Origin of the sequence: Streptomyces sparsogenes subsp. cuspidosporus, assembly GCF_039532705.1 — a bacterium.
Classification (GTDB): Bacteria; Actinomycetota; Actinomycetes; order Streptomycetales; family Streptomycetaceae; genus Streptomyces; species Streptomyces sparsogenes.
In genome coordinates this window covers 125771-146091 of the sequence record NZ_BAAASD010000016.1, presented here as the reverse complement: position 1 = coordinate 146091, position 20321 = coordinate 125771, and the positions used below count along the sequence as shown (strand labels likewise).

The following is a 20321-nucleotide window of genomic DNA, read 5'->3' as shown; positions in this document are numbered from 1 at the left end:
GAGCGCTGACGCGCGGTGAACTACGCTCGGAGGGATCCCGACCGCACCCGCGGCGGGTTCGTACGCGCAGGTGGACGGGAGTGGGGCCCGTGGCGGAGCAGGCGGTCGACACCGATGGGGCGCCGACCCCCCAAAGGCGGCAGCCGCCGCCTGCCGCCGGATCCCAGCCCCGCCCCGCGCCCCGCCGCGCCACCCCGTCGCCCCGGGCCGCCGACCGCCCCGCGACCGGGCGCGCGGAACCCCCCGCCGGGCAGGCTCCGGCCCCCGCCGGGCGCGCCGAGCCTCCCCTCGACCGGCAGGCGTCCGACCGGCAGGCGTCCGAACGCGACGCGGGCGGCCTGTGGAGCGGCGCGACGCGCGCCGTGCTGTTCGCGGCGGCGGCCTCCGTGGGCTCGGGCTTCGCGGGGCGGCGGCGCGAGCTGCTGGCGCTGCGGGCCGACATCGAGCGGGCCGGCCTGGACACCCTCGCCGGCCGCAAGGCGCCCCGCAGCCGGGTGCTGCTGATCGCGGGCCGCCCCGGTTCGGGCCGTACCGCGCTGGCCGAGGAGCTGGTGCGGCGGCTGGCCGAGGACTACCCCGACGGGGTGCTGCGCGCGCGGCTGGCCACCTCGGCCGGCGATCCGGTGCCTCTGGAGCGGACCGCCCGCGACCTGCTGGCCGTGCTCGGGGTGAAGGTCGTGGCCGGGGCGGACGAGGACGAGCTGTGCGAGGCGCTGCGCGACGCGCTGGCGGGCAAGCGCGCTCTGCTGCTGTTCGACGACGCGGTCGGCGCCGAGCAGGTGGACGCGCTGCTGCCGGACGCGCCGGACAGCCTGGTCGTCGCCGTCTCGCGGGGCCCGTTGACCGGGGTGCCCGATGTGCGGCCGTGCACGCTCGGCGGGCTCGATGTGAGCGCGGCCATCGGGCTGCTTGCGCAGTACGCCGGGGCGACCCGCATCACCGTCGACCCGACGGCCGCGCAGTCGCTCGTCGAGGAGTGCGGCGGCCAGCCCGCCGCGCTGGTCCTGGCCGGCGGCTGGCTCGCCGCCCGCCCCATGGCGTCCGTCGCCGACGCGGTGAAGCGGCTGCGGGAGCTGCCGCCGACCGTCGGCGACCAGGACCGCGGCGCGCGCCCGCTGGCCCGCGCCTTCCGGCTGGCGTACGAGGCGCTGCCGCCCGCCGCCGCCCGGCTGCTGCGGCTGCTGGTGCTCGCGCCCGGCGGCTGGGCCGACCCGCACCTGGCGTCCGCGCTGGCCGGCTGCTCGGTGCCGGACGCCGAGGCCGCGCTGGAGGGCTTCGTCGCCCACGGTCTGCTGCGCCCGCTGGGGCAGCGCCAGTACCTGGTGCCCGGCTGTCTGGTGCCGATGCTGCGGGCGGCGCTGCGCGCCCAGGAGCGCCCGGCCGAGGTGGAGCTGGCGGGGGCCCGGATGCTGGAGCGGACCGTGCGGCAGCTCCACGCCTGCCGCCTGGCGGCCGAGCCGCCCGGCTCGGCCGCCCGCAGGAAGCTGGCGGGGATGCCGCGGCCGCTGCGGTTCCCCTCGTCGGCGGCCGCCGCCGAGTGGCTGGAGTCGCGGCTGCCGGTGCTGCTGGAGGCCGCCCGGCTGGCCGTCGAGGACGGCGGGCTCGACACGCTGGCGCGCCGCCTGGTGGGCGCGCTGACGCACGCGCTCGGCGCCCACCGGAGCGCCGAGGAGGCCGCCCCCGAGCTGTACGGGCTGCACCGGCTGGTGCTCGACGTGGCCCGCCGCCGCGACCTGCCGGTCGAGGAGGCCGCGGCGCTGCTCAACCTGGGCGACCTGGACGCGCGGGCGGGCCGGGTGGAGGAGTCGCTGGTCCGCTACAAGCACGCCCTGGAGGCGGCCCGGGAGGCGGGCGACCCGTACACCACCGGGCGCTCGCTGGAGTCCATCGGCTGCACCTACGAGGACCTGGGGGACTGGCACCGGGCGGCCGACTGGTACGGGCGCGCGCTCGAGCTGCGGCTGTCCCGCGGCGACCGGATCGGCGAGGCCAGGCTGTACGAGCGGCTGGGCGCGGTCCACTCCCGCACCGGCCAGTGGGGCGAGGCGCTGCGCTCCTGGCGGGCGGCCGGGGCCGCCTTCCGCCGGGCGGGCAATCCGCAGGGGGCGCTGCGGGCCGCGGACGCCCTGGACCGGCTCGGCGATCCGGGGGCGGCGGAGGCGCATCGGCGCGCCGCGCGGCGACTGGCGGCCCGACAGCGGTCGACGACCTACGAAATCAGTGGTGGATCAGCGGAAGATTGATGCAATGCAAGGCTAGACAGTGCGGCATCCTTCATTAGACTGGGTGTACCGCGATTGTTGCGGTCGTCTCCGGCATGCGGACGCATTCCGGTTTGTCTGCGTAAAACCCGGATATCCCCCCAGATTCAAGGACCGTGATCGACGTGAAGGTCGGCATTCCCCGCGAGGTCAAGAACAACGAGTTCCGCGTGGCCATCACCCCCGCCGGGGTGCATGAGCTGGTCCGCGGCGGCCATGAGGTCTTCGTGGAGCGGGGCGCCGGCCTCGGCTCCTCCATCACGGACGAGGAGTACACGGCCGCCGGCGCGGGCATCCTCGGCTCCGCGGACGACGTCTGGGCCACCGCCGACCTGCTGCTGAAGGTCAAGGAGCCCATCGCGGAGGAGTACCACCGGCTGCGCAAGGACCAGACCCTCTTCACCTACCTCCACCTGGCCGCCTCCCGCGCCTGCACGGACGCGCTGCTGGAGTCCGGCACCACCGCCATCGCCTACGAGACGGTCGAGACCGCGGGCCGCGCGCTGCCGCTGCTCGCCCCGATGTCCGAGGTCGCGGGCCGCATCGCGCCCCAGGTCGGCGCGTACCACCTGATGCGGTCGGCCGGCGGGCGCGGGGTGCTGCCCGGCGGGGTCCCGGGCGTGGCGGCCGGCCGGGCCGTGGTCATCGGCGGCGGCGTCTCCGGCTGGAACGCCGCGCAGATCGCCCTCGGCATGGGCTTCCAAGTCACCCTGCTCGACAAGGACATCAACAAGCTGCGCGAGGCCGACAAGATCTTCGGCAACCGGGTGCAGACCATCTCCTCCAACGCCTACGAGCTGGAGAAGGCCGTGCTCGCCGCCGACCTCGTCATCGGCGCGGTGCTCATCCCCGGCGCCAAGGCGCCCAAGCTGGTCACCAACGAGATGGTCTCCCGGATGAAGCCCGGAAGTGTACTTGTCGACATCGCGATCGACCAGGGCGGCTGCTTCGAGGACTCCCGGCCCACCACCCACGCCGAGCCGACCTTCACGGTCCACGAGTCGGTCTTCTACTGCGTGGCCAACATGCCGGGCGCGGTGCCCAACACCTCCACCCACGCGCTCACCAACGCCACGCTGCCGTACATCGTGGAGCTGGCCAACCGCGGCTGGCGGGAGGCGCTGCGCCGGGACGCGGCGCTGGCCAAGGGGCTCAACGTCCATGAGGGCGAGGTCGTTTACGGGCCGGTCGCCGAGGCGCACGGTATGACGTCCGTCGAACTGACCTCCCTGCTGGGCTGAAACCGGCCGGGCGGTCAACTCCGACCGTCAACAACAGGTCAATAACGGGCATCCGGCCGGGTCTTGCCGAAGGGCGGGACCCGGCCGTTGATGTGTCCGATACGACCCGTAACGCGGGTGACAGGCCTCTCTGTCAACTCGCCCTAAAAGTAACCATTCAGGCGCTTTGCCGGTCGAGGAATCCTCGCTTCGCGCCCCATACGCCCTTGACAGCGCGGTGTTCGATTGCCGACACATCCTGCCGTCTCCGGTGGATTGTGTTGCTGCGAACCGCCGACACGCCATAGAGTCGCCAACCGTCGGCATGGTGTCACGCTGACCTATCTAGAAATTTCCTGGTCACCAAGGAGGTAGGACGACTTGTGAATGAGTCGACATTTTCTCCCGGGGGTGGTCAACCAGGATCGGCTGCGCGGGGCCAGGGTCCCACGGGGCTCGAGGCTGTCGGCTCTGTCGCTGTCCACACCTTCGCCACGCACCAGAACATGACGACAGCCCACCAGAGTCAGAGCATGGACGGCCATCACGTGAACGCCATGGCCGGCGACCAGGGGGGCATGGATCCCGCCCGCTTCGCCGACTACGACGACCTCCCCGACGGGCACTTCTACGACCCGGACGCCGAGTACGAGCCGGACCCCGAGTACGCGGCCACACTCGCGCCCGACGCGGCCCGCCAGCGACGCGAGCGCATCGGCCCCACCGGGCGGCCGCTGCCCTACTTCCCGATCCCCGGACCGCTGACCGACCACGGCCCCGCGAAGATCATCGCGATGTGCAACCAGAAGGGCGGCGTCGGCAAGACCACCTCCACCATCAACCTGGGCGCGGCCCTCGCCGAATACGGACGCCGGGTGCTGCTCGTCGACTTCGACCCGCAGGGCGCCCTGTCGGTCGGCCTCGGCGTCAACCCGATGGAGCTCGACCTCACGGTCTACAACCTGCTCATGGAGCGGGGCATGTCGGCCGACGAGGTGCTGCTCAAGACGGCCGTGCCCAACATGGACCTGCTGCCCAGCAATATCGACTTGTCGGCCGCCGAGGTGCAGCTGGTCAGTGAGGTCGCCCGGGAGTCCACCCTGCAGCGCGCGCTCAAGCCGCTGATGGCGGACTACGACTACATCGTCATCGACTGCCAGCCCTCGCTCGGCCTGCTCACCGTGAACGCGCTCACCGCGGCGCACAAGGTGATCGTGCCGCTCGAGTGCGAGTTCTTCGCCCTGCGCGGTGTGGCGTTGCTCACCGAGACGATCGAGAAGGTCCAGGAGCGGCTCAACCCCGACCTCGAACTCGACGGCATCCTCGCCACGATGTACGACTCGCGCACCGTGCACAGCCGTGAGGTCCTGGCGCGGGTGGTCGAGGCGTTCGACGACCACGTCTACCACACGGTCATCGGCCGCACGGTCCGCTTCCCCGAGACCACGGTCGCGGGTGAGCCGATCACCACGTACGCGTCCAACTCCGTCGGTGCCGCCGCCTACCGCCAGCTCGCCAGGGAGGTGCTCGCCCGGTGTCACGCCGAGTGAGTCTGCCGGGAGCCGACGAACTGTTCCGCACCACCGGAGGCATGGCGCTCCAGTCGTCCTCCCCTGCGTCCTCCCGCCGCCAGACGGGCGGCGAGGCCAGGGTGCCCGCCCCGGCGGCCGACCCCGACGCGGCCCCCGACGGGGCCGAGGGCGGCCCGGGGGAGCGGCGGGCCGCGGAGGGCGCGGAGCAGCCCGGGACGGCCGAGCACAGCGGCCGGGAGGCCGGCACCCGCCCGGAACCCGTCGGCGACCGCCGCCCGGCCGGCGGCGGGGAGCGGCGCGGCACCCGCCAGCCGCAGGACGGCCCGGCCGCGCCCGCCCAGGCGGGCCCCGCCCGCCGCCGCGGCCGCGCGGCCAACCGCCGCCCCAGCGGCCGTGAGCGCCACGACGAGAAGATCACGGTCTATGTCTCCGCCGAGGAGCTGATGGACCTCGAGCACGCGCGGCTGGTGCTGCGCGGCGAACACGGCCTCGCCGTCGACCGCGGGCGGATCGTCCGCGAGGCGGTCGCGGTCGTCCTCGCCGACCTGGAGTCGCGCGGCGACGCGAGCATCCTGGTGCGCCGCCTGCGCGGTCGCTGACGGGGTCGGGCGATAGCCTGCCCGCTCAAACGGGCTGCCGCGCCGCCCGACCCCCGCTCCCTGGACCGCGATGCCCACGAACCCCACCCCCGCCCAGCCCCCTCGCCCGCCCCGCCGCACCCTCGGCCGGGGCCCCGGCACGGGGCCGCGCGCGACGGGCACGCCGGGCGAACGGCCCCCGGGCCCCACGCCCCCCGACCAGGAGACGGCCGACCGCGAGACGGCCCCCGAGACGGCCGACCGCGAGGCGGCCGACCGCGAGGTGGCCCCCGAGACGGCCGACCGCGAGGCGGCCGACCGCGAGGTGGCCCCCGAGACGGCCGACCGCCCCGAGCCCGCTCCCGCGCCGACCCCGGCCGTCGAGCCGACGGGCGACGCGGCGGAGGCCGCCGTCGAGTCGACCCCGGACGCCGGGCCGGAGCCCAAGGGGGAAGGGGATGACCGGACGGCGGGGGACAACAAGTTCACCGTGCGGCTGGCGAACTTCGAGGGCCCCTTCGACCTGCTGCTTCAGCTGATCTCCAAGCACAAGCTCGACGTCACCGAGGTCGCCCTCTCCAAGGTCACCGACGAGTTCATGGCGCACATCCGGGCCATGGGGCCGGACTGGGACCTCGACCAGACCACCGAGTTCCTGGTCGTCGCCGCGACCCTGCTCGATCTCAAGGCCGCGCGGCTGCTGCCCGCCGCCGAGGTCGAGGACGAGGCCGACCTGGCCCTGCTGGAGGCCCGCGACCTGCTCTTCGCGCGGCTTCTGCAGTACCGCGCGTTCAAACGCGTCGCCGACATCCTCAATGACCGGCTGATCGCCGAGTCCCGCCGCTACCCCCGTACCGTGGGCCTGGAGCCGCACCACGCGGACCTCCTGCCCGAGGTCGTCATCAGCATCGGCGCGGAGGGGTTCGCGAAGCTGGCCGTGAAGGCGATGCAGCCCAAGCCGAAGCCGCAGGTGTACGTCGACCACATCCACGCCCCGCTGGTCAGCGTGCGCGAGCAGGCGGAGGTCGTGGTGGCGCGGCTGCGCGAGCTGGGGGAGGCGAGCTTCACCACGCTGACCGAGGACGCCCCCGACGTGCTGACCGTCGTCGCGCGGTTCCTGGCCCTGCTGGAGCTCTACCGGGAGCGCGCGGTGCGGCTGGACCAGGAGGAGGCGCTGGGCTCCCTCATGGTGCGCTGGACGGGTGCGGAGGACCGGCAGCCCCGGGTCACCGACGAGTTCGACCAGGAAGAGCACCAGGACGGGCGGGAACGGAAGCCGCGGCCCCACACGGAGGAGAAGGAGGAGGCAGAGACGTGAGCGAGCAGCAGCCATCCCGCACCGCCGAGGCCCCGGCCGGGACCGCGGACCTCGCCGAGCTGGACCTCAAGCCCGCCCTGGAGGCGGTCCTCATGGTCGTCGACGAGCCGGCCACCGAGGACCACCTGGCCAAGATCCTGGACCGGCCGCGCCGGGCCGTCCGGAGCGCGCTGCGCGAGCTGGCGGACGAGTACGAAGCGCAGGGCCGCGGTTTCGAGCTGCGGCTGGTCGCGGGCGGCTGGCGCTTCTACACCAGCCCCGCCTACGCCGCGGCCGTCGAGCGCTTCGTCCTGGACGGCCAGCAGGCCCGGCTCACCCAGGCCGCTTTGGAAACCCTCGCCGTGGTCGCGTACCGTCAGCCGGTCAGCCGTTCCCGTGTCTCGGCCGTACGCGGCGTGAACTGCGACGGCGTGATGCGGACCCTCCTGCAGCGCGGTCTGGTGGAGGAGGCGGGAACGGAACCCGAGACAGGTGCGATCCTGTACAGGACGACGAATTACTTCCTGGAGCGGATGGGCCTGCGCGACCTGGACGAGCTTCCCGAGCTGGCCCCGTTCCTCCCGGAGGCGGACGCGGTCGAGGGCGAGTCCCAGGAAGGGCTGCCGTCCTTCGACCCGGACGCACCGGACCCGGACGACGACAGCAGCGCAGGCACCGACAGCAACGACGACAGCGACGACAACGGCCGCGACAACGGCCACTCTCAGACGGAAACTTGATGCGAAGCAGCGGCAGGAACAGCAGGGGCACCGGCGGTCGGCAGAACTACCGGGGCGCGGGCAACGGGCGCGACGACAAGCAGAAGCGCGCGGGCCGTCCCCGCCCCGAGGAGCGCCGCTACGACGTGGGCGGCGGCCAGACCGGCGGCCCGAAGAGGGGTGGCCAGGGGAGCGGCGGGCCGAAGTCCGGCGCCAAGAGCGGCGGCGGCCGCAAGCCCGCCGCACCGGCCCGCCCGCGCGAGTACGAGGCCCAGATCGAGGAGCGCAACCGCGCCCGGCACGACAAGCCGCGGGTCAAGCTGCCCAAGACGTTCCCCGGGGCCGAGCAGGAGGGCGAGCGGCTGCAGAAGGTCCTCGCCCGCGCCGGCCTGGGCTCGCGCCGCGCCTGCGAGGAGCTCATCGACCAGGCCCGGGTCGAGGTCAACGGCAAGATCGTCACGGAGCAGGGGCTGCGCGTCGACCCGGAGAAGGACGAGATCAAGGTGGACGGGCTGACCGTCGCCACCCAGTCGTACCTCTTCTTCGCGCTGAACAAGCCGGCGGGCGTCGTCTCCACCATGGAGGACCCGGACGGCCGCCAGTGCCTGGGCGACTACGTCACCAACCGCGAGACCCGGCTCTTCCACGTCGGCCGCCTCGACACCGAGACCGAGGGCATCATCCTGCTCACCAACCACGGCGAGCTGGCCCACCGCCTCACCCACCCCCGCTACGGCGTCACCAAGACCTACCTCGCCGCGATCCAGGGCCCCCTCCCGCGCGACCTCGGCAAGCGGCTCAAGGACGGCATCCCGCTCGAGGACGGCTACGCCCGCGCCGACCACTTCCGGGTCGTGCAGAACACCGGCAAGAACTACCTGGTCGAGGTGAGCCTGCACGAGGGCCGCAAGCACATCGTGCGGCGCATGCTCGCCGAGGCCGGCTTCCCGGTCGACAAGCTGGTGCGCACGGCCTTCGGCCCGATCGCGCTGGGCGACCAGAAGTCCGGCTGGCTGCGGCGGCTGACCAACACGGAGGTCGGCATGCTGATGCGCGAGGTCGATCTATGACCGCGACGGACGACGGCGGGTCGGGACGGCTCGGGACGGCTCGGTGAGGCTCGGGACGGATGACGGCGGAGGACGGCGGTTGTCCGCAGGGTGGTCGCGGCCGCGGTCCGGCCGCCCGCCCTCGCTAGGCTGACGGGGGACGACGGGGGCCGGGCCCCCGGCCCTGGACGAAGCCGGAGGGAGAGGGACGTGGCGGTACGAGCGGTCCGCGGGGCCGTCCAGCTGGAGCGGGACGAGCCGCGCCACATGCACGAGCAGGTCTCCGCGCTGCTCACCGCCATCCTGGAGCGCAACAGCCTGACCCCGGACGACCTGATCAGCGTCTGGTTCACGGCCACCCCCGACCTGCACAGCGACTTCCCCGCCGTCGCCGCCCGCAAGCTCGGCATCACCGACGTGCCGCTGATCTGCGCGCAGGAGCTCGACATCGCCGGGGCCATGCCGAGGGTGGTGCGCATCCTGGCGCACGTCGAGACCGACCTGGCCAAGTCCGACGTCGCCCACGTCTACCTCGGCGCCGCCGCAGCCCTCCGTAAGGACATCGCCCAGTGAGAACCGCCCTCGTCATCGGCACCGGCCTGATCGGCACCTCCGTGGCGCTCGCCCTGGCGGGCCGCGGGGTGCGGGTGCACCTCAGCGACCACGACCCGGACCGGGCCCGTACGGCGGCGGCCCTCGGCGCCGGGTCGGTACAGGAGCCGGAGGGACCGGTCGACCTGGCGGTGGTGGCCGTGCCGCCCGCCCATGTGGCCCGGACCGTCGCCGAGGCGATCGCGCGCGGCGCCGCGCGCGGCTTCCTGGACGTCGCCAGCGTCAAGGGCGGCCCGCGCCGCGAGCTGGAGGCCCTCGGCTGCGACCTGACCCGCTACATCGGCACCCACCCCATGGCGGGCGCCGAGCGCTCGGGGCCGCTGGCCGGGACGGCGGACCTGTTCGAGGGGCGGCCGTGGGTGCTCACGCCGACCAGTGCCGCCGGCGCCGCCACCGACACCGAGGTGCTCAACCTGGCGCTGGAGCTGGTCGCGCTGTGCCGGGCGGTGCCCGTGGTGATGGACGCGGACGCCCACGACCGGGCCGTCGCGCTGGTCTCGCACACCCCGCAGCTGCTCTCCAGCATGGTCGCGGCGCGGCTGGAGGACGCGGACGAGGCGGCGGTGCGGCTGTGCGGGCAGGGCATCCGCGATGTGACCCGGATCGCCGCCTCCGACCCCGGCATGTGGGTCGACATCCTCTCCGCCAACCCGGGCCCGGTGGCCGACATCCTCGCCGCGGTGGCCGCCGACCTCGACGAGACGGTGCGGTCGCTGCGCGCCCTGCAGTCGGCCGACGAGGACAAGCGCGGCGACGGCGCCCAGGGCATCGAGGACGTGCTGCGGCGCGGCAACGCGGGCCGCGAGCGGGTCCCGGGCAAACACGGCGCGGCCCCGGCCGCGTACGAGACGGTGGCGGTGTTCATCGGCGACCAGCCCGGCGAGCTGGCCCGCATCTTCGCCGACGCCGGCCGTGCCGGGGTCAACATCGAGGACGTGCGGATCGAGCACGCGACCGGTCAGCAGTCCGGCCTGATCCAGCTCTTCGTCGAACCCCAGGCGGCGCCGGGCCTCACGGCCGCCCTCAGGGAGCGGGGCTGGTCGATCCGGCAGTGACCGGCGACCGGCGGACGGAGTCCGACGCAGCCGTCCCGAAGCCCGGGAGGCGCCCTGGCGCCGAGCGGTGCGAGGGCGGCGATGGAGCGGCACGGGGTTGGTCGATCCGGCAGTAACCTTGTGCGAGGCTCTCGAAGGGGGGCCCGCGAAACCGCCCGTGTACCAGAAAGGTGTCTGTCACCGTGGAAACCGCCGCCCGGACCGCCCCGGCAGCAGTGATTGTCGCGATCGACGGCCCCGCAGGCACGGGCAAGTCCAGCACCTCCAAGGCCGTCGCGGCCAAGCTCGGCCTCGGCTACCTCGACACCGGCGCCCAGTACCGGGCGATCACCTGGTGGATGGTGAACAACGGCATCGACGTCGAGGACGCCACGGCCGTGGCCGACGCCGCGGGCAAGCCCGGCATCGTCTCCGGCACCGACCCGGCGAACCCCACCATCACCGTGGACGGCGTGGACGTCTCCGGCCCGATCCGCACCCAGGAGGTCACCTCCAAGGTCAGCGCGGTCAGCGCGGTCCCCGAGGTGCGGGCGCGGATCACCGAGCTGCAGCGGACCATCGCGACCGAGGCGCCGCGCGGCATCGTCGTGGAGGGCCGGGACATCGGCACCACCGTGCTGCCGGACGCCGACGTCAAGATCTTCCTGACCGCCTCGGCCGAGGCGCGGGCGGCCCGCCGCAGCGGGGAGCTGAGGGGCAAGGACGCCGCGGACCTGGCCGCCACGCAGGCCGCGCTGGCCAAGCGGGACGCCGCCGACTCGGGCCGCAAGACCTCGCCGCTCGCCAAGGCGGACGACGCGATCGAGGTGGACACCACCGAGCTGACCCTGGAGCAGGTCATCGAGTGCGTGGTCACCCTCGTCGAGGAGAAGCGGTCCGCGTGACCTCCAGCGCCGATAAAGCCACCGAAGCCGCCAAGGCAGACAAGACCGCCGGCACCGGCAGGGCCGATAAGACCACCAAGGCCACCAGCACCGGCAAGGCCGGCACGACCACCAAGGCCCCCCACGCGCTGCCCAGCGCGGGCGGCGCCGCGGTCGGCCGCCGGATCGGCATCGGCCTGATGTACGGGCTGTGGCGGCCGCGGGTGCTGGGTGCCTGGCGGATTCCGGCCTCCGGGCCCGTCATCCTCGCCGGGAACCACTCCCACAACCTCGACGGCCCGATGCTGATCGGCACCTCGCCGCGGCCGGTGCACTTCCTGGTCAAGAAGGAGGCGTTCGTCGGTCCGCTGGACCCGTTCCTGCGCGGGATCGGGCAGTTGAAGGTGGACCGGGCGAGCGCCGACCGGGCGGCGATCACGGAGGCCCTGGGCGTGCTGGAGCGCGGCGGGGTGCTGGGGATCTTCCCCGAGGGCACCCGCGGCGAGGGCGACTTCGCCTCGCTGCGCGCCGGGCTCGCCTACTTCGCCGTACGGTCGGGCGCCCCGATCGTGCCCGTCGCGGTGCTGGGCACCGCGCAGCGGCGCGGCCGGCTGGTGCCGGGGCTGCCGCCGCTGCGCAGCCGGATCGACGTGGTCTTCGGCGACCCCTTCGAGGCGGGCGACGGCAGCGGCCGGCGGACCCGCGCGGCCCTGGACGAGGCGACCGTGCGCATCCAGAAGCGGCTGGGGGCGCATCTGGCGGACGCCAGGCGGCTCACCGGCCGCCACGGCCACCCATAGACGTGACACCCGAGGGCCGTACGGGCCCTCGGCAGCCGCGAGCAGCGGCGACGGACGACGAGGAATGACTTCATGAACGACCAGATCCACACCGGCGCGGCGCACGGTGAGCTTGGTGACGCCGAGTACGCGGAGTTCATGGAGCTCGCCGCGGAAGAGGGCTTCGACCTGGAGCAGGTCGAGGGCGACCTGGCCGCGGCGGGGCACGGCCCGCTCACCGTCCTCGCCGTCGTGGGCCGCCCGAATGTCGGCAAGTCGACTCTGGTGAACCGGATCATCGGCCGCCGGGAGGCGGTCGTCGAGGACCGCCCCGGCGTCACCCGCGACCGGGTGACCTATGAGGCCGAGTGGTCCGGCCGCCGCTTCAAGGTGGTCGACACCGGCGGCTGGGAGCAGGACGTGCTCGGCATCGACGCGTCCGTGGCCGCGCAGGCCGAGTTCGCCATCGAGGCCGCCGACGCGGTGGTGTTCGTGGTGGACGCCACGGTCGGCGCCACCGACACCGACGAGGCCGTGGTCAAGCTGCTGCGCCGGGCCGGGAAGCCCGTGGTGCTGTGCGCCAACAAGGTCGACGGCCCCAGCGGCGAGGCCGACGCGGCCATGCTGTGGTCGCTGGGCCTCGGCGAGCCGTACCCGGTCTCCGCGCTGCACGGCCGCGGCACCGGCGACATGCTGGACGCCGTGCTGGAGGCGCTGCCCGAGGCCCCGGCCCAGACCTTCGGGGCCACCGTCGGCGGCCCGCGCCGTATCGCGCTCATCGGCCGCCCGAACGTGGGCAAGTCGTCCCTGCTCAACAAGGTGGCAGGCGAGGAGCGGGTGGTCGTCAACGAGATGGCGGGCACCACCCGCGACCCGGTCGACGAGATGATCGAACTCGGCGGGAAGACCTGGAAGTTCGTGGACACGGCCGGTATCCGCCGCCGGGTGCACCTCCAGGAGGGCGCGGACTACTACGCCTCGCTGCGCACCGCGGCCGCCGTGGAGAAGGCCGAGGTCGCGGTCGTCCTGATCGACGCGAGCGAGTCCATCAGCGTCCAGGACCAGCGGATCGTCTCGATGGCGGTCGAGGCGGGGCGGGCGATCGTGGTCGCGTACAACAAGTGGGACACGCTCGACGAGGAGCGCCGCTACTACCTCGAGCGCGAGATCGAGACCGAGCTGGGCCAGATCCAGTGGGCGCCGCGGGTAAATGTCTCGGCGCGTACGGGCCGGCACATGGAGAAGCTGGTCCCCGCGATCGAGACGGCGCTCGACGGGTGGGAGACCCGGGTGCCGACCGGGCGGCTCAACGCCTTCCTCGGTGAGATCGTCGCCTCCCATCCGCACCCGGTCCGCGGCGGCAAGCAGCCCCGCATCCTCTTCGGGACGCAGGCCGGGACCAGGCCGCCGCGCTTCGTGCTGTTCGCCTCCGGCTTCCTGGAGGCGGGCTACCGCCGGTTCATCGAGCGGCGGCTGCGCGAGGAGTTCGGCTTCGAGGGGACTCCGCTGCAGATCTCGGTGCGCGTGCGCGAGAAGCGCGGCCGCAAGAAGTAGCCCGCTGGCACGGGCGGGGACACGGAGTCAGTATCCGTGGCCCCGCCCGTCGCGCTGTCCGGGCGGCAGCGCGGGCAGATAGGCGCGGTGGTGCCGCCCGGCGGGCTCCCAGCCCCCGGTGTGGCCGCCCGGGTAGCCGTGACCTCCCGGGTAGCCGTGACCCCCGGGGTGGCCGTGGGCCGCCGCCTGGCCGGGGTAGCCGCCCGTGTGGCCCTGGCCGCCGCTGGTCAGCCCGCGGGGCTGGCCGGGCTGTCCGATGGCGCTGAACGCCGTGAACCCCAGGTCCTCCTCGTCCGAGCGGTCGCCGGGCAGGGCCCGGAACAGCCTCCGGTACTCCGCGTACAGCGCGTCGTAGATCGGCGTGGCGGACGGCCGCCGGTGCTCGCCGAGGGTCTCCTGCGCCGGGCGCATCGCCGGGATGTGGGCGTGGTACCGGGACCGGGCGGGAGGCTCGTACAGGGCTCGGGAGGGCGGGGCGGAAGAGGCTCGGGAGGGCGGGTCGTATGCGTGCACGTATGTGCCAACGACCCGGCCGCCCGTCGGATGCGGGATCGGCGGGGAATGTGCCGCGTGGACCAGGTCGGCGCGGTGGGGCGCGGGGGCGGTCATGGGATCAGGTGCCCGCGAGTGGCATGGCGGCGCCGACCAGGGCGCCGCGCGCGGCGGCCCGCTCCAGGGCGGCGCGCAGCTGGTCCTCGCGCGGCTGGGTGCCGATCGTGCCGGCCGCCGCCGCGTAGACCAGGACCTGCTGGGACCTGCCGACGGCGGACCGCCAGCCGTCGCTCACCGGCATCGGGCGGTGGGCCTGCCACCACGCCACGGGCGCGCCGCCGCCCGGGGTCGGCATCAGCACGGCGTGCAGCTGCCCGGCGGCCAGCAGCACGGACCAGCCGGGGATGGGCGCCGGCGGCCGGCCGAGGTCGTACACCGGCAGGAAGCCGTGCTCGGTCAGCAGCGGCAGGAAGTCGTCGCCGCCCGCGCCGAGGGCGCCGGCGCGGGCGATCGGCTCGGTCGGTTCGACCACGAGGGCGGGCCGGGCCTCGCCGCCCACCAGGACGACCCCGCTGGTGACGCCGAGCACCGCCTGCTGGGCGTCGGCGGCGGGCCGCGGATCGGGGACGGGCGGCGCGTGGTCCTCGGCGATGATGGACCGCACGGCCCCCTGCAGCTGCTCCTCGGAGACCGGGACGACCTGGGAGGGGACGCAGGTCGCGTGCGCGAAGGCGAGCACCGCCGTCTCCTGGCCCACGAACAGCACGGTGCTGGTGCGCTCCTGGTCGGTGTTCCCGGGGGTGCGGCAGGAGGTGCAGTCGTAGCTGCCCGGGGCGTTCTCGCCGGCCAGCAGCCGGTCGGCTTCTTCGTCGCCGATCTCGGCGCGTACGTCGTCGCTGACGTCGAGCATGCGCGGCACGGGTGGCTCCTCGGTATCGGTCCGCGGCCGGGCGGTTTCCCGGCTCCATGTAGTCAACGGACCTTGCGCGGCGGGGTCACTGCGCTTGAGGGTCTGATGAGCTGAATCCCGTAAAAGTTCCGCATGTTGGCTACCGATTTGACATACGTTCAAGAACAAGACGGTGATGATGACCAACCATCAAGGTCATTCCCCGGTCTGACCCAGTGATAGGCGGACGAGATCGGCTGTCCGCGGGGAAACGGTGGGAAATGGCTGGATACCGGGACGGATGCATATCTCATTCCTGATTCACAACGCGTACGGGATCGGCGGGACGATCCGGACCACGTACAACCTCGCCCGCACCCTGGGCGAACAACACGACGTGGAGATCGTCTCGGTGTTCCGCCATCGTGATGCGCCGGTTTTCGACCCGGGGCCGAACGTACGGCTCAGTCACCTGGTGGACCTCCGCAAGAAGAGCCCGACCTACGAGGGGGCGGACCCTGACCACGCCCGTCCCGCACGGGTCTTCCCGCGCAGCGAGGGCCGGTACAAGCAGTACAGCCGGCTCACCGACCGGCGGATAGCCGAGCACCTCAGGCGCCTGGACGCCGATGTCGTGGTGGGCACCCGCCCCGGCCTGAACGTGCACATCGCCCGCGAGGCCCGGCGCGGGCCCGTGCGCGTCGGCCAGGAGCACCTGACGCTCGGCACCCACCCCAAGGCGCTCAAGCGGGCGCTGCGCGGCGCCTACCCCCGGCTCGACGCGGTCACCACCGTCACCCGGGCGGACGCCGAGACCTACCGCGGCCAGATGCGGCTGCCGGGCGTACGGCTGGAGGCGGTGCCCAACAGCGTGCCCGAGCCGTGCCTGGAGCCCGCCGACGGCACCGGCAAGTGGGTCGTCGCGGCCGGCAGGCTCGCCCCGGTGAAACGCTACGACCTGCTGATACGGGCCTTCGAGAAGGTCATCGCGGTCCGCCCCGACTGGCGGCTGCGGATCTACGGGGGCGGCGCCCAGCACGCCAAGCTGCGCGACCTCATAGACCACCTGGGCCTGTACAACCACATCTACCTCATGGGCCCCGCGAACCCGCTGGACCCGGAGTGGGCCAAGGGCTCGATCGCGGCCGTGACCTCCAGCATGGAGTCCTTCGGGATGACCATCGTCGAGGCGATGCGCTGCGGACTCCCGGTGGTCGCCACCGACTGCCCGCACGGGCCCGCCGAGATCATCGACAACGGCGTGGACGGCCGGCTGGTCCCCAACGGAGACGTGGACGGGATCGCCGCGGCGCTCCTGGACCTCATCAACGACGACGAACTGCGGCAGCGGATGGGCCGGGAGGCGCTGAAACGCTCCGCCCGCTTCGACCCCTCCCGCGTGGCCGGGCGCTACGAGTCGCTCTTCACCGACCTGCTCGCGCGCGGCAAGGTGCGCGGCAGCGTGCACCGCGCCCGCGGCGCCCTCCTGAGCGGCGCGTTCGCGACGAAGGACGCCGGCCGGAATGCACTGGGAAGGATGCGCGCAGCGTGAGTGAGATCGAGATACCCGACACGGCCGCCGCTCCGCCGCGCGCCCACTGCGTGGCGGACTCCGCGGGCGGGCTGACCTTCCACGTCTCCGACTGGGTCCGCCCCGGGCCCGCGGCGGCTCCCGGCGAGGCCGGGCCGGTCGACGCGCTGGTGCTGGTGCGCCGGGGCGCGGACCCCGGCGCCGAGGACGAGGTGCGGCTGCCGCTGGCGTCCGCCGAGGACGGCAGGCCGCAGGCCGCGCTGCCCAGCACGGTGCCGCTGCCCGAGGGGCGCTGGGACGTGCACGTGGCGCACGGCGACGCCGAGCCGCGGCGGGTCGCGCCGGGCCTGAACGACCTGCGTTCGCTCGTGGACCGCCGGCCGGGCCCCAGCACCTCGCCGCTGTCCGTCCGCATCCCCTACCCGACCAAGCACGGCAACCTCTCGCTGCGCAGCTGGCGGCGCGCCCCGCACGCCGAGGCGGGGGAGATCCGCGCCGAGGGCGGGGAGCTGGCGGTGCGCGGCCGGCTGTACCGGGTGGGGAACCCGGCCGAGTGGCTGGCCGGGGCGGTCGTGGAGGCCCGCTGCCGGCGCGACGCGTCCCGGGTGTGGACGGGGAAGCCGGTGCTGGAGGACGACACCGAGTTCTCCTTCACACTGCCGCTCGCGGAGTTGGCGGAGGGCTGGAAGGGCGGCGAGGAGGCGTGGGACCTGTGGCTGCGCCCGGCCGGCCCGGACGCGGCCCCGGCGCGGCTGGCGCGCATCCTGGACGACGTGCCGGACAAGAAGGAGATCTTCAGCTATCCGGCGCAGCCGGTCGCCGCGCCGCACGGCCCCGCCAAGGCCGGTCCGTACTACACCACCAACAACGATCTGGCGGTGCGTGTGGAGGACGCCTAGCGAGTGCGGAGAAGATGGGGAGATCCTTTACGGCGAACCCGTATTAGCCTGGATACAGGGGGCACTCGCACCCGTGGAGGTGTGAAAGATGATTCCTGTCATTCTGGTGCTGCTCCTCGCCGTGGTCCTGTTCGGGGTCGGATTCGCCGTCAAGGCGCTGTGGTGGCTCGCGCTCGCGGTCCTGGTGGTCTGGCTGCTCGGGTTCCTGTTCCACCGCACCGGGACGGGCGGCCGCCGGACCCACTGGTACCGCTGGTGACGAGGACATCGCGCCGCAGACAGCCGCCGAGGACAGCCCCTGTCCTCGGCGGCTGGCACACTCGGCGCCATGTTGGAGACCTCCGCCCGCCTGCTCCGTCTGCTCTCGCTCCTCCAGGCCCACCGTGAATGGTCCGGGGCCGAGCTGGCCGACCGTCTGAAGGTGACCACGCGCACCGTGCGCCGGGACGTCGACCGGCTGCGTGAGCTGGGCTATCCCGTGCACTCCGCGCCGGGGACGGCCGGCGGCTACCAGCTCGGCCCGGGCGCCCAGCTTCCGCCGCTGCTGCTCGACGACGACGAGGCGGTGGCGGTCGCGGTGGGGCTGCGGCAGGCGGCGGGCGGCGGGGTGGAGGGCATCGAGGAGACGTCGGTGCGCGCCCTCGCCAAGCTGGAGCAGGTGCTGCCGGACCGGCTGCGCCGCCGGGTGGGGGCGCTGAGCTCCTTCACCGTGCCCATGGTGGGGGCGTTCCGCGGGCCCACCGTCGATCCCGAGGTGCTGACCGAGCTGGCCAACGCCTGCCGGGACAGCCACCGGCTGCGCTTCGAGTACCGCGACCACCAGGGCGCGGTCAGCCGCCGCACGGCCGAGCCGCACCGGCTGGTGGCCGCGCAGCGCCGCTGGTACCTGGTCGCGTGGGACGTGGACCGGGAGGACTGGCGTACCTTCCGGGCCGACCGCATCACCCCGACCCCGCCGCACGGCCCGCGTTTCGCGCCGCGCCGTCCGCCCGCGGAGGACCTGGCCGCCTATGTCCGCGAGGGGGTGTCCACCCGCGCGTACGCCGAGAAGGCCACGGTGCTGCTGCGGGTGTCCGCCGAGGAGGCCGCCGAGCGGCTCTCGCCCGCGGCCGGGACCCTGGAGCCGGTGGACGAGCACAGCTGTCTGCTGCACACCGGGGCCGGGAGCCTGGACATCATGACGGTTCACATCGCCATGCTCGGCGTGGATTTCGAGGTGCGCGAGCCGCCCGAGTTGCACGACCACATCAGGACGCTCCGGGATCGCCTGGCTCGCTCCCTGGGCTGACCGAGCCCTGAGGCTTGAGCTGCTGGTCCTTCTCCTCGACCTGGGACACCGCCGGGTGGTGCAGGTCGAAGGCGGGGGACTCGGAGCGGATGCGCGGCAGGGCGGCGAAGTTGTGCCGGGGCGGCGGGCAGGAGGTCGCCCACTCCAGGGAGCGGCCGTACCCCCAGGGGTCGTCGGCCTCGACCCTCGTGCCGTGCCGGGCCGTCTTCCAGACGTTGTAGAGGAACGGCAGGGTGGACAGGCCCAGCAGGAAGGAGCCGAGGGAGGAGACGGTGTTGAGCGCGGTGAAGCCGTCGGCCGCCAGATAGTCGGCGTAGCGGCGCGGCATGCCCTGGGCGCCCAGCCAGTGGTGCACCAGGAAGGTGGCGTGGAAGCCGACGAACAGCGTCCAGAAGTGGATCCGCCCGAGCCGGTCGTCGAGCAGCTTGCCGGTGAACTTGGGCCACCAGAAGTAGAACCCCGCGAACATCGCGAAGACCACCGTCCCGAAGACGACGTAGTGGAAGTGGCCCACCACGAAATAGGTGTCGGTGACGTGGAAGTCCAGCGGGGGCGAGGCCAGGATCACCCCGGTCAGCCCGCCGAAGAGAAAGCTGACCAGGAAGCCGACCGCCCACAGCATCGGCGCCTCGAAGGACACCGAGCCGCCGAACATGGTGCCGATCCAGTTGAAGAACTTCACCCCGGTCGGCACGGCGATCAGGAAGGACAGCAGGGAGAAGAACGGCAGCAGCACCGCGCCGGTGGCGAACATGTGGTGGGCCCACACCATCATCGACAGCGAGGTGATGGCGATGGTCGCGCCGATCAGGGTCAGATAGCCGAAGACCGGCTTGCGGGAGAAGACCGGGATGATCTCGGTGATGATGCCGAAGAACGGCAGCGCGATGATGTACACCTCGGGGTGGCCGAAGAACCAGAACAGGTGCTGCCACAGCAGCGTGCCGCCGAACCGGGCGTCGAAGACCAGCGCCCCGAACCGCCGGTCCGCCTCCAGGCACAGCAGCGCCGCCGCCAGCACCGGGAAGGCCATCAGGACCATGATCGAGGTGAAGAGGATGTTCCAGGTGAAGATCGGCATCCGGAACATCGTCATCCCGGGGGCGCGCAGCGTGAGGATGGTCGTCAGGAAGTTCACCGCGCCGAGGATCGTGCCGAACCCCGCCAGCGCCAGCCCCATGATCCACATGTCGGCGCCCACGCCCGGATTGCGCACCGAGCTGTTGAGCGGGGCGTACGCGGTCCAGCCGTAGTCCGGGCCGCCCCCGGGCACGGCCAGGCCGCACACCACGATCACCCCGCCGAACAGGAACAGCCAGTACGAGAACATGTTCAGGCGCGGGAAGGCCACGTCGGGCGCGCCGATCTGCAGCGGCATGATCTCGTTGGCGAAGCCGGCGAAGGCCGGCGTCGCGAACAGCAGCAGCATGATCGTGCCGTGCATGGTGAACGCCTGGTTGTACGCCTCGCTCGACATCAGCTGGAGCCCGGGCCTGGCCAGCTCGGCGCGCATCACCATCGCCAGCACCCCCGCCACCAGGAAGAAGCCGAACGCGGTGATCAGATACAGATGCCCGATCTTCTTGTGGTCGGTGGTGGTCAGCCAGTCCACCAGGATCCGGCCCACGCCCGGCTCCCGCACCGGTCCGGCAGCCGCCTGCGCGGTCTCCGTACCCATCGGCGCTCCTTCTGGGTGGGCTTCG

19 protein-coding genes are annotated in these 20321 nt (G+C 73.3%); 16 read left to right on the top strand and 3 right to left on the bottom strand.

Annotated elements, in window-relative coordinates; genetic code table 11:
* The first annotated feature begins 89 nt into the window (after positions 1-89).
* The 12 genes from ABFY07_RS20655 (at position 90) to der (ending at position 13519) form a co-directional block, all read left to right on the top strand.
* Entirely contained in the window at positions 90-2243 is a 2154-nt protein-coding gene (locus ABFY07_RS20655; RefSeq protein ID WP_428836970.1) for a tetratricopeptide repeat protein, read from the top strand.
* Between the two features lie 143 nt (positions 2244-2386).
* On the top strand, positions 2387-3502 hold the full coding sequence (gene ald, locus ABFY07_RS20650) for an alanine dehydrogenase (protein WP_346175930.1): 1116 nt from the start codon (positions 2387-2389) through the stop codon (positions 3500-3502).
* Between the two features lie 512 nt (positions 3503-4014).
* Positions 4015-5031 carry a ParA family protein gene (locus ABFY07_RS20645; RefSeq protein ID WP_065958178.1) on the top strand — a complete coding sequence of 339 codons (1017 nt, stop codon included), beginning with the start codon at positions 4015-4017 and terminating at the stop codon, positions 5029-5031.
* Positions 5016-5612 carry a hypothetical protein gene (locus ABFY07_RS20640; protein WP_346175909.1) on the top strand — a complete coding sequence of 199 codons (597 nt, stop codon included), beginning with the start codon at positions 5016-5018 and terminating at the stop codon, positions 5610-5612. The genes ABFY07_RS20645 and ABFY07_RS20640 overlap by 16 nt, the downstream gene beginning before the upstream one ends.
* 70 nt (positions 5613-5682) lie before the next feature.
* The gene (locus ABFY07_RS20635) at positions 5683-6909 is read left to right on the top strand and encodes a segregation and condensation protein A (RefSeq protein WP_346175908.1); all 1227 of its coding nucleotides are present in this window, start codon (positions 5683-5685) and stop codon (positions 6907-6909) included.
* On the top strand, positions 6906-7628 hold the full coding sequence (gene scpB, locus ABFY07_RS20630) for an SMC-Scp complex subunit ScpB (protein WP_346175907.1): 723 nt from the start codon (positions 6906-6908) through the stop codon (positions 7626-7628). Before ABFY07_RS20635 ends, scpB begins: the two co-directional genes overlap by 4 nt.
* Positions 7628-8677 carry a pseudouridine synthase gene (locus ABFY07_RS20625; protein WP_346175906.1) on the top strand — a complete coding sequence of 350 codons (1050 nt, stop codon included), beginning with the start codon at positions 7628-7630 and terminating at the stop codon, positions 8675-8677. The genes scpB and ABFY07_RS20625 overlap by 1 nt, the downstream gene beginning before the upstream one ends.
* A 189-nt stretch (positions 8678-8866) precedes the next feature.
* Positions 8867-9229, top strand: a complete 363-nt coding sequence (gene aroH, locus ABFY07_RS20620) for a chorismate mutase (protein WP_065958165.1) — start codon at positions 8867-8869, stop codon at positions 9227-9229.
* Positions 9226-10323 carry a prephenate dehydrogenase gene (locus tag ABFY07_RS20615; protein ID WP_346175905.1) on the top strand — a complete coding sequence of 366 codons (1098 nt, stop codon included), beginning with the start codon at positions 9226-9228 and terminating at the stop codon, positions 10321-10323. Before aroH ends, ABFY07_RS20615 begins: the two co-directional genes overlap by 4 nt.
* Positions 10324-10493: 170 nt before the next feature.
* Positions 10494-11207 (top strand): (d)CMP kinase, encoded by a 714-nt coding sequence (gene cmk, locus ABFY07_RS20610; protein WP_346175904.1) that lies wholly within the window; start codon positions 10494-10496, stop codon positions 11205-11207.
* 179 nt (positions 11208-11386) lie between these two features.
* Positions 11387-11986 (top strand): lysophospholipid acyltransferase family protein, encoded by a 600-nt coding sequence (locus ABFY07_RS20605; protein WP_346175929.1) that lies wholly within the window; start codon positions 11387-11389, stop codon positions 11984-11986.
* A gap of 72 nt (positions 11987-12058) precedes the next feature.
* Positions 12059-13519 carry a ribosome biogenesis GTPase Der gene (gene der / locus ABFY07_RS20600; RefSeq protein ID WP_346175903.1) on the top strand — a complete coding sequence of 487 codons (1461 nt, stop codon included), beginning with the start codon at positions 12059-12061 and terminating at the stop codon, positions 13517-13519.
* A gap of 27 nt (positions 13520-13546) precedes the next feature.
* Here der and ABFY07_RS20595 read toward each other — a convergent pair whose 3' ends face one another.
* Together ABFY07_RS20595 and ABFY07_RS20590 are read right to left on the bottom strand one after the other, a co-directional pair.
* Positions 13547-13930, bottom strand: a complete 384-nt coding sequence (locus tag ABFY07_RS20595) for a hypothetical protein (protein ID WP_346175902.1) — start codon at positions 13928-13930, stop codon at positions 13547-13549.
* A 202-nt stretch (positions 13931-14132) separates the two neighbouring features.
* Positions 14133-14930, bottom strand: coding sequence for a hypothetical protein (locus ABFY07_RS20590; protein WP_346175901.1), 798 nt, complete (start codon positions 14928-14930; stop codon positions 14133-14135).
* A gap of 271 nt (positions 14931-15201) precedes the next feature.
* Here ABFY07_RS20590 and ABFY07_RS20585 point away from each other — a divergent pair, with 271 nt between their 5' ends.
* The 4 genes from ABFY07_RS20585 to ABFY07_RS20570 all read left to right on the top strand — a co-directional run bounded on the left by ABFY07_RS20585 (position 15202) and on the right by ABFY07_RS20570 (position 18618).
* Positions 15202-16452, top strand: coding sequence for a glycosyltransferase family 4 protein (locus tag ABFY07_RS20585; RefSeq protein ID WP_346175900.1), 1251 nt, complete (start codon positions 15202-15204; stop codon positions 16450-16452).
* Complete coding sequence (locus tag ABFY07_RS20580) at positions 16449-17330, top strand: hypothetical protein (protein ID WP_346175899.1); 882 nt, start codon at positions 16449-16451, stop codon at positions 17328-17330. The genes ABFY07_RS20585 and ABFY07_RS20580 overlap by 4 nt, the downstream gene beginning before the upstream one ends.
* An 88-nt stretch (positions 17331-17418) precedes the next feature.
* A complete protein-coding gene (locus ABFY07_RS20575; RefSeq protein ID WP_065958151.1) occupies positions 17419-17589 on the top strand; it encodes a hydrophobic protein in 171 nt (56 codons plus the stop codon).
* Positions 17590-17658: 69 nt separating this feature from the next.
* Positions 17659-18618, top strand: a complete 960-nt coding sequence (locus tag ABFY07_RS20570; RefSeq protein WP_065958149.1) for a helix-turn-helix transcriptional regulator — start codon at positions 17659-17661, stop codon at positions 18616-18618.
* On the opposite strand, the gene ctaD is transcribed toward ABFY07_RS20570, so the two are convergent.
* Positions 18578-20296 carry an aa3-type cytochrome oxidase subunit I gene (gene ctaD, locus ABFY07_RS20565; protein ID WP_346175898.1) on the bottom strand — a complete coding sequence of 573 codons (1719 nt, stop codon included), beginning with the start codon at positions 20294-20296 and terminating at the stop codon, positions 18578-18580. The genes ABFY07_RS20570 and ctaD overlap by 41 nt on opposite strands.
* Positions 20297-20321: the final 25 nt, after the last annotated feature.

Bases quoted from the DNA above. Each gene is read 5' to 3' on its own strand.
- ABFY07_RS20645 (WP_065958178.1), top strand. From the start codon at position 4,015: ATGGACGGCCATCACGTGAACGCCATGGCCGGCGACCAGGGGGGCATG.
- ABFY07_RS20635 (WP_346175908.1), top strand. From the start codon at position 5,683: ATGCCCACGAACCCCACCCCCGCCCAGCCCCCTCGCCCGCCCCGCCGC.
- ABFY07_RS20625 (WP_346175906.1), top strand. From the start codon at position 7,628: ATGCGAAGCAGCGGCAGGAACAGCAGGGGCACCGGCGGTCGGCAGAAC.
- ABFY07_RS20605 (WP_346175929.1), top strand. From the start codon at position 11,387: ATGTACGGGCTGTGGCGGCCGCGGGTGCTGGGTGCCTGGCGGATTCCG.
- der (WP_346175903.1), top strand. From the start codon at position 12,059: ATGAACGACCAGATCCACACCGGCGCGGCGCACGGTGAGCTTGGTGAC.
- ABFY07_RS20595 (WP_346175902.1), bottom strand. From the start codon at position 13,930: ATGCGCCCGGCGCAGGAGACCCTCGGCGAGCACCGGCGGCCGTCCGCC.
- ABFY07_RS20585 (WP_346175900.1), top strand. From the start codon at position 15,202: ATGCATATCTCATTCCTGATTCACAACGCGTACGGGATCGGCGGGACG.
- ABFY07_RS20575 (WP_065958151.1), top strand. From the start codon at position 17,419: ATGATTCCTGTCATTCTGGTGCTGCTCCTCGCCGTGGTCCTGTTCGGG.
- ABFY07_RS20570 (WP_065958149.1), top strand. From the start codon at position 17,659: ATGTTGGAGACCTCCGCCCGCCTGCTCCGTCTGCTCTCGCTCCTCCAG.
- ctaD (WP_346175898.1), bottom strand. From the start codon at position 20,296: ATGGGTACGGAGACCGCGCAGGCGGCTGCCGGACCGGTGCGGGAGCCG.